The following is an 8416-nucleotide window of genomic DNA, read 5'->3' as shown; positions in this document are numbered from 1 at the left end:
CTCGCGATCGCCCGGAATGGGTGGTCGCGATCAATCGGAACGCCTGGTCGCAATCAATCGGTACAGCCGGTCGTGATCAATCGGAACGCCCGGTCGCGATCGCTCGGTACGCGCAGGCTTCAGCAACAAATCGCTGAAGCAAATCGCCAATGAGATCATTCAGGAGGACGCCAAGCCCTGGGAAATCTCGCGCGCCTACGATTTTCAATTGATCGAGTGCGATCACGTCGACCTGATCGAGATCGCGCCAGGGCAGAACAGCCTCAAGATTTACAACGGCACAATGCACGGCAGGCGCATGCAAGATCTGCCCGTGGACGAAGATGCCGTGCTGACGCACGACGAGATGGACGTCGTATCGGATTACTGCGTCAACGACCTTGCCGCCACCGGCCTGCTGATGCAGACGCTCAAGGAGCAACTGACGTTTCGCGAGCAGATGACCAAGCAGTACGGAGTGGATCTACGCTCCAAATCGGATGCGCAAATTGCCGAGGCCGTGATCAAGAAAGAGTTGAAGCGGCTAACCGGTGAAGAACCGAAGAAGCCAAAGATCACGCCAGGCAAGCACTACAAGTACAGGGTTCCCGACTTCATTCACTATCGATCGACCGAGCTCAACGCAGTTCTCGACAAAGTTCGCGCCGCCGACTTCGCGATCTCGACGAGCGGCAAGGTCATTATGCCGGACGTTCTGAAGAAGGCCAAAATTAAGATTGGCAGTTCGATCTACCGCGTGGGCATCGGCGGTTTGCACTCATCGGAGAAGACGATCGCGCATCGAGCCGACGCGCACACCAGGATCGTCGACCGCGACGTACGCGGCTATTACCCGCAAATCATCCTCAACCTCGGCCTGTATCCGCAGCATCTCGGGCCGATCTTTTTACGGGTCTTCCGATCGTCTGTTGAGCGGCGCAACAAGGCGAAGGATCACGTCGACGAACTCAAGAAGCTGATCAAGCGGGCGAACGACGAAGCCACACTGCTGAAGCAGGAATTGAAGACCAACGACGACGTCTCGGGAAGTCTGAAGATCGTCAACAACGGCGCGTTCGGCAAGCTCGGCTCCAAGTGGTCGGTTCTGTTTGCGCCAGACTTGACGATCCAAGTGACGATCGGCGGCCAATTGTCGTTGCTCATGCTGATCGAGATGGTCGAGCGAGCCGGCTTCCGCGTGGTCAGCGCCAACACCGACTGCATCGTGATCATCTGCCCTACGGGCGAAGAAGACGCCCTGGCGGCGGTGATCGCGAAGTGGGAGCGGCTGACCGGCTTTGAGACTGAGGAAACAGAATACAGCGCGCTCTATTCCCGCGACGTGAACAACTACATCGCCGTCAAGCCCGACGGCTCTGTCAAGAAGAAGGGCGCATACGCTGAACCCAAGATCGTCGCGAGCTCGTGGTCGTCGCCGCTCAACGAGGTCTGCTCTGACGCCGTGGTCGAGTATGTAACCAAGGGGGTACCGATCTTCAAAACCATTCACGCCTGTCGAGACATTCGGCGATTTGTCACCATTCGCACTGTCAAAGGCGGCGCCGTGAAAGACGGCAAGAATCTCGGCAAGGCGATCCGCTGGTACTACTCGACGGACGCCAGCGGCTCGATCAACTACAAACTGAATGGCAACAAAGTGGCGCGCAGCGACGGTGCAAAGCCGCTCATGGAACTCCCCGACGCGTTTCCGAATGACGTCGATTACGATTGGTACATTCGAGAGGCCAAAAGCATCCTCATCGATATCGGCTACCGATCTGAACGGCCGACGCTAGATCAGCATCTCCTACTCGCCGCGGTGATATGATGGAAGCAATGAAAAGCGCGATCATCTCGTCATGCGGTTTGTATCGCTACGATCTGCGCAGGGATTGGGATGCGAACTTGCCGCCGCTAGTGCTCGGCATGCTCAACCCTTCGAAAGCCGATCACAAAATTGACGACCCGACGATTGTTCGCGGCGTCTATCGCGCGAAAACGATGAATTGCGGATCTCTGATCGTGTGGAATCTCGGCGCAGGTCGCGCGACCGAACCGCAAGACTGGATGGCGATGCCAGACCCGATCGGTCCCGACAATGACCGGCATATTCGAGACATCCTGACCGAATGCAAGGAGCGCAACGGCATCGCCGTCGCCGGTTGGGGCGTCTACGGCGACTTCATGAACCGCGACCTGGCCGCGATGGAAATCGCGCATACCGTCCAGCTACCAGGATCGAGAGGCCCTGTTGAGCAGATTCCGGACGATTCTGTCCTCAAAAACACCTATTATCGTGTTATTGACAAACCAAGTGCCTCGTCAGGGCTTTGAGCCGTGAGTTCAGTATTCTTTAGCGCCCACTGTGTGGGGCAGTGTTGGCTTAGCGGAGTCGATCATGACCCCAACCCACCGCATTATCCAGGAGTCGTCCGGAATTCGATTTTCAAGGATCGTCAGTTTTCTCTATGGATCGGCCGCGGACATCGCTTTCTTCATCACAATTCTATCTGTTGTCTGTTTCGTAAGCGGCCAAGTCGTGCCGAAGACGATCGACACGGGCCAGCAGACATGCATCGAATCGCTTGCCGTAGAGGGGGCGGATGGCGCCGTTTGCCATCCAACACAGCGTCAGGACGCGCAAGCGCTTCAAAGACTCCTGGACACAATAAGTGCCGAAGCGCATTGAGCGAAGTACTTATCGCTGCGAGCCTCATGCTGCTAATCTGGTAGTGGCATTCGGCAGGCCGAGGAAGCTATGGCGCGGTGACGGCTGCGACAGTCTCATTCGTCGGCTGGATATTCGTGTTCACAAGCACGTTTCTGATCGATCATTTCGAATTGTTCGGACTATATCAAGAGCACCCGATCTCGCGAGCCGCGCAAGCCAGCGCCGCAATTCGCACCCCGCTGCACCACAGATTTGTGCGGCATCTCACATATTCGCCTTTATCGTCGCGTCTGAGCCGCGCCCGTCATGACGATCGGGAATCTGTTACTTGCAGCCGTGATGACCGCTTACATCTTTGTCGGCATCTTCTCAATCATCAAACAGTCTTCTGCGGCCAACGCCGTCGTCGGCGTTGGTTACCAGTATGTCCAGCGTCGGATAGAGCCTCTCGCGAAAGGCTGCGCCGCCGAGAGAACCGCCATTCCACCAAACGGTTATATGCGCCTGCCTGGTCTCCTTGAGCTCTGCCACCGATCACCAGCCGGTTCGCTGCACGGCGTCCATTTGCACACATGGAAGAACGACGCGCTTGTCAACCAGGCAATCAAGGCCAGGTCCGAGAGCTGCGCGAAGGTAGCCTAGATGGGCCTTTTCGGTCGAGACGAGTACAGGATGTTCAGCTCGCTGATCACGAGCATGGGAAGGGTGTTGCAAGGACGGAAGCGAAGGCCTGGTCCCACTCGTGGAGCTCAACTTCGAGGGGCTGCCGGGTCCGAGGAGACAGCGTCAAAGGCGTTCTTTTCCGAAATGATGCCGCTCGAAAACATAACTTTATCCCAGAGGATGCGTCGAGCGATCTCACGAGGGTCTGCAGGCACTTGAGCGCGGTGAGTGCAAAACCAGTCAAGCCGCATTTCAAGTGGCAAGACGAAACAAGCAGGTTCTCAGCCGAAGCGAATGACAACCTTGCAAGGTGCTTACTCGACCTTGAAAGGATTGGCTGAGGCGGTTCAACTAGAAGCTAGACGGCACCTATATAGGCGACTTCCTGATTAGGTCTGCTCTGAGCCTCGCGCAAACTTGCGAGAAGGAATACGATCCCCGCGCGCGATCAGATCCTGGTCAGTTCGCCGAAGTTCCGGATCACCTTCGGATCGCCGAAGTCGCCGCCGGATCTCCGGAGCGGCTAAGGGCGACGCCGCCGACATGCCTAGGCTTACGGGAGAGGGCCTCCGCACGCATGACGGCGCTCTGAGAGAAGCACTCGATCGCTTCACCGGGCGCGATCCGTCGTCAGAACTGAGGCAGGCGCAGCACTGTTTGCATGAGCGGATCGTCCGTATCGAGCATTGCTCTCACGAACCCGAGCGAAAAGCATCCATCGCGTGGGCCAATAGTATGCCGATGCTCAGAAAAATGAGTGTCCCGACAAGAGCCGAATACATATGCCACCTCCATCGCTCACTTCCTTTGAACTGCGCGACCGCTTACACAGTCAAATTATTCCCTGAGCACGAAATGGGATCGCAGCCAACTGATGAGTCTGGGCCACAGCGGCTAGCTGGCAACATGTGGAACGATCAAAGGCAGAAGCTGTAAAACCCAGCTGTTCTGTTCGAACCGACGTGATAGGCGTAGTGCGGATGACCGAAAAACGCGTGTGGCTAATGTGCAACGGATACTTGGTTTCTGCGCGGGAATGTCAAAAACGAACGCTCCGGCCCTTGAGACGCCTGTAGCATCTGCGCGCAAGAATTGGGGCGTCGGGATGACTTTTCAAGCTCGAAGGATGAGAGCTTATTGTCTCTTTGGGAGGTGTGCGCCGGCAAGTGTTGGCCGGTTGCGCGAACGCCGGACGTTGCCGCTTTAGTGGTAACAATCTGCGCACCTATGCTGAATTGCTTCGTTCGGAAATGGACCGGCGGGAGCTGAAGTACATCCCGATTAATTGGTCTGAATAGGCCGCTCCACGGCATACCGATGAAAGACCTGCAGAAAGCTCCGCACTGATGCAGCCGAATGCAAATTGCATCAGCGACCTGGCACTGACCAGGAAAAGCGAGAGCTGTTCGCAAGGCTTGCGGATCACTTGAGTGTCGTGGCGTCCTAGGTCGAGCCCGCCATATCTGCGAAAGTCGCCACCACGGAGACGGAGCTATAAACACAGTCGCTCGTGCTTAAGGAGCGGCTCTGGGTTCACGAGAGTGGGACTTATGTGAAATTTGACGAGGCGGGTAAGCTGAGCACGATTTTGCCTCTGTGGTTGCCGCGATTGTTGATTAGGGTGTCGCCGGGACGAAGCGTTGGAAGGAGGACTTTCTCGACAAGAGGCGGAAACTCTCGCGATCGTTCGGCCCCTCGAGAAACCATGGAGCCTCGATCCGGGCAGGTGCAATGCGGCCAGGAAGTCTTCCAGCGGCCGTGCGGAGCCGGGCGCCACGCTGCCGGTCTCCCGATGCCGCCGCACCCATCCTACGGCGGTGCTGACTGACCGCAACACCGAACTGTTTAGCCGCCTCGCTCCGGGACAATCCGCCGGTAAGAACCTACAACGACCCGCTTCCGAAGATCCTCAGAGTAAGGCTTTCCCATCCATGCTGGCCTTCACGCCGAGCCTCATGGTAAATCAGAATTCTCCTGATTTGGGAACCCCGAATCGATTTAAGCTAACCTCATCACGCTTTAGATTAGTCCCTCCGCGGCTTTGCTCCACGGCTTCTTCAGACCCCCTTCGCGATGGCTCGTTGCACTTCGCTAACCCTTTGCCCTCATGCGGTTGGATAGAAGACTTCCACTTTCAAGCAGCCGTTCATACTCGGCACTCCTGAGAAACCGCCCGGCAAACCGGGGGTTTCTTCCCCTTGTGTCACGGGCAGCCTTTTAGACGTCGTTCCGAGGCGCTCCCGAAGCGAGCGAACCGGCAATCCAGAGATCGCGGCGAGAGGTTTCCGGGTGCGCAATCCAAATCGGCTGCTACCGACTTGCACCACTAAGACCCGCGAATCCGGTTACACCCGAGTTCGACTTGCCCTGGAATGACGGTTAGAAATGCAGCCGCCTACCCTGCCGTGTTCGAGGTCTCGCCGTCGTTGGGATCGATTTTCTGGTTAAGCCGCGCATGCAGCGTGGCCTGGTCGAGTTCGCCTTCCCACCAGGCCACGAACACCGCGGCAATACCGTTGCCGATGATATTAGTAAGGGCGCGCACCTCGCTCATAAATTTGTCGATCGAGAACACGATTGCCATGCCCGGCACCAGCACTGGATTAACCACTGAAAGCGTCGCCGCGAGCGTGATGAAGCCGGCCCCGGTGATACCGCTTGCGCCTTTCGAAGTCAGCATCGCCACAACGAGAATGGTCAGCTGCTGGCCGAAGCTGAGATCGACCCCGAGCGCCTGAGCGATAAACAGCGTTGCCAAGGTCATGTAGATGTTGGTGCCATCGAGGTTGAAGGAGTAGCCGGTAGGCACCACGAGGCCGACCACCGGCTTGGAGCAGCCCAGCCGCTCGAGCTTCGTCATCAACTGCGGCAGCGCACTTTCCGAGGACGAGGTGCCGAGCACGAGCAAGAGCTCATCCTTGATATAGGCGATAAACTTGAAGATCGAAAACCCGACGAAGCGCGAGATCAGACCGAGCACGACCACCACGAACAGCGCGGCCGTAGCATAGAACAGCGCGACGAGACCGATCAGATTGCCGAGCGCCGATGGTCCGAACTTACCGATCGTGAAGGCCATGGCCCCGAACGCGCCGATCGGCGCTACCTTCATGACAATGGCGATGACGCCGAACACCGCGTGCGCCGCGTCGTCGATCATGCCACGCAACTTTGCGCCGCGCTCACCCAGCGCCATCAGCGAGAAGCCGAACAGAATCGCAAACAAGAGCACCTGCAGGATATCGCCGCGCGCCAGCGCGCCGACCACGGTGTCGGGAATGATATTGAGGATGAAATCGACGCTTTTCGAGGCTTCCGCCTGCTTCACGTAGTTGGCGACGGCTGCGGCATCGGGCTTGGCCGCAAGGCCGTGGCCGATCTGAAAAAGATTGCCCATCACCAGGCCGAGCACCAAGGCAAAGGTGGAGACGACCTCGAAATAGACAAGCGCCTTGAGGCCGACCCGGCCGACCTTTTTCGCATCCTGGATGTGCGCGATGCCCGAGACTACGGTGCAGAAGATGATCGGCGCGATCAGCATCTTGATTAGCTTAATGAAGCCGTCACCGAGCGCCTTGACCCACTCGTTGGTCGCGAGCGACGGCCACAGCCAACCGACGAGGACGCCAATCAGAATCGCGATCAGCACCTGAACGTAGAGGATTTTGTACCAAGTTCGCGACGCCCGCGCGGACGCCGCAGTTGCGATGGTGGTCATGACGCTCCTTCCCATACGAACTCGAACACCGAGCCGTCGCGCGTTGAGAGGCGACGGCATCAGACGAGCTTTTCATGCCAGCCGTGTCCGATTGAAGACGACGATGTCGGAAACCCGACAGCCTGCAGCGTGATTCCAAAGGCAGGCTGGCTGTTACGTGTGTTTTCTCTCGATAAGCAAGACGCGCACCACGCGCGAAGCCATGCGGCCGTCAACCCGCCAGACGGTGAACCGACACTCTCCTGACTAGCTTGGCCGAACGCCGGAACCGTTCGTGCCGCCGAAGGCAGAGGCGTTGTTCAGCGCCACGCGCACCTTGCGCTGGCGCAGCACATTGGACGTGGCGTCGAGATCGACGAGCTGCTTGCAGTCGATGTCATGCTCCGATAGCGCTTTGAGGTCGGCGCCGATCCTGACCTTCAGCTCGTAAAGCTCGGAATCGACGATCGGGCCGATGGCGGTGCGGCCTTCGCGCATCTCTTTCCAGATGGAAGCGGCGCAGGTGTCTAGGCCGCACAGCCCGCCCATTCCGGTAATGACGACGCTCCTCTCCATTCAGGCCTTCTTAGCGAGGAAGCCGTGGACAGCTTCAACCGTGTCGCCGATATGCTTGAGGTTCGACCAGGCATCATCCGTGTTCATCTCGATCTGCATGCCGTTGGACTGTTCCCAGATCGTAGATGAGGTCCGTCAACTCCGGCGACTGGATGCCACGCAAGGTAAGTTCCGTGGCGATCGTTGTCTCGCCGCCGCCCGCGGGTATTCCTTGGTTTTGGCGATGTTCCTTCGCGAGTTTGATCTGCCATCCTGTGGCTTCCATCAGGCGCCTCGACGCGAACGCGACGCCGTTCCTCAGCCGAGCCGCGTCGCCGATAGAAGCAGTGACGTGATCGGTGGGCGTCAGGTGCTGTTGCCAATGCAACATTCCACAACATTGGTAAAATTGATTTTTTGGATGGTAAGCATCCACGCCGCGTATCAATTCCTCGCGCAGGACAAGAAAGTCGCACCCTGGACGCCCTCTACAGCGGCCGGCCCCCTCAGGTGCGAGTCGACCGCCTCCGGTCTGTCGCCAGCCATCGAGGCCCCGATGGGCGCGGCCCGGGAAAGTGAAAACAAAGACACGATAATGGCGACCATCGGCACCTTCACCTTGAACGGCAATGGCTTTTCCGGCTCGATTCGCACCTCGCTCTCAATGCCAAGGCCAAGCTGGTCCGCGTCGAGAACCCTCTGAAGGGCCGCACTTCCGCATCTTGGGGGCTAATGCCAATTATGCGTAGCGTGGGATTATGCGAAGTCGTTGGCTGTTAGTCCCGGTTTTCCAGGTCTTTTGTCGCTGTGCCGCTCCGCATAATAACGGGCTGCGGTCCGCGGTGCCTCGC

The 8416-nt window shown here is 58.0% G+C and carries 6 protein-coding genes and 2 pseudogenes; 5 read left to right on the top strand and 3 right to left on the bottom strand.

The window, feature by feature from the left end; genetic code table 11:
- Positions 1-208 precede the first annotated feature (208 nt).
- The 4 genes from KIP88_RS44875 (at position 209) to KIP88_RS44860 (ending at position 3292) form a co-directional block, all read left to right on the top strand.
- The gene (locus KIP88_RS44875) at positions 209-1807 is read left to right on the top strand and encodes a hypothetical protein (RefSeq protein WP_214494482.1); all 1599 of its coding nucleotides are present in this window, start codon (positions 209-211) and stop codon (positions 1805-1807) included.
- Positions 1807-2313 carry a DUF1643 domain-containing protein gene (locus tag KIP88_RS44870; RefSeq protein ID WP_214494480.1) on the top strand — a complete coding sequence of 169 codons (507 nt, stop codon included), beginning with the start codon at positions 1807-1809 and terminating at the stop codon, positions 2311-2313. Before KIP88_RS44875 ends, KIP88_RS44870 begins: the two co-directional genes overlap by 1 nt.
- 64 nt (positions 2314-2377) lie before the next feature.
- A complete protein-coding gene (locus tag KIP88_RS44865; RefSeq protein WP_214494479.1) occupies positions 2378-2668 on the top strand; it encodes a hypothetical protein in 291 nt (96 codons plus the stop codon).
- A gap of 288 nt (positions 2669-2956) precedes the next feature.
- On the top strand, positions 2957-3292 hold the full coding sequence (locus KIP88_RS44860; protein WP_214494477.1) for a hypothetical protein: 336 nt from the start codon (positions 2957-2959) through the stop codon (positions 3290-3292).
- Between the two features lie 2416 nt (positions 3293-5708).
- Here KIP88_RS44860 and dctA read toward each other — a convergent pair.
- The 3 genes and pseudogenes from dctA to KIP88_RS47615 form a co-directional block, all read right to left on the bottom strand.
- Positions 5709-7031, bottom strand: a complete 1323-nt coding sequence (dctA, locus tag KIP88_RS44855) for a C4-dicarboxylate transporter DctA (RefSeq protein ID WP_057902640.1) — start codon at positions 7029-7031, stop codon at positions 5709-5711.
- A gap of 350 nt (positions 7032-7381) precedes the next feature.
- Positions 7382-7586 (bottom strand): annotated as a pseudogene (locus KIP88_RS44850) (beta-ketoacyl synthase N-terminal-like domain-containing protein); the annotation flags it as partial.
- Positions 7587-7851: pseudogene (locus KIP88_RS47615) on the bottom strand (hypothetical protein).
- Positions 7852-7947: 96 nt separating this feature from the next.
- Between KIP88_RS47615 and KIP88_RS47610 the strand changes: the two are divergent.
- Positions 7948-8268, top strand: coding sequence for a DUF736 domain-containing protein (locus KIP88_RS47610; RefSeq protein WP_249791541.1), 321 nt, complete (start codon positions 7948-7950; stop codon positions 8266-8268).
- The last annotated feature ends 148 nt before the right edge of the window (positions 8269-8416 follow it).

The organism is Bradyrhizobium sp. SRL28, assembly GCF_018596315.1.
Classification (GTDB): Bacteria; Pseudomonadota; Alphaproteobacteria; order Rhizobiales; family Xanthobacteraceae; genus Bradyrhizobium.
The sequence above is the reverse complement of the archived record's forward strand: the minus strand, read 5'-3'. Positions and strand labels throughout refer to the sequence as shown.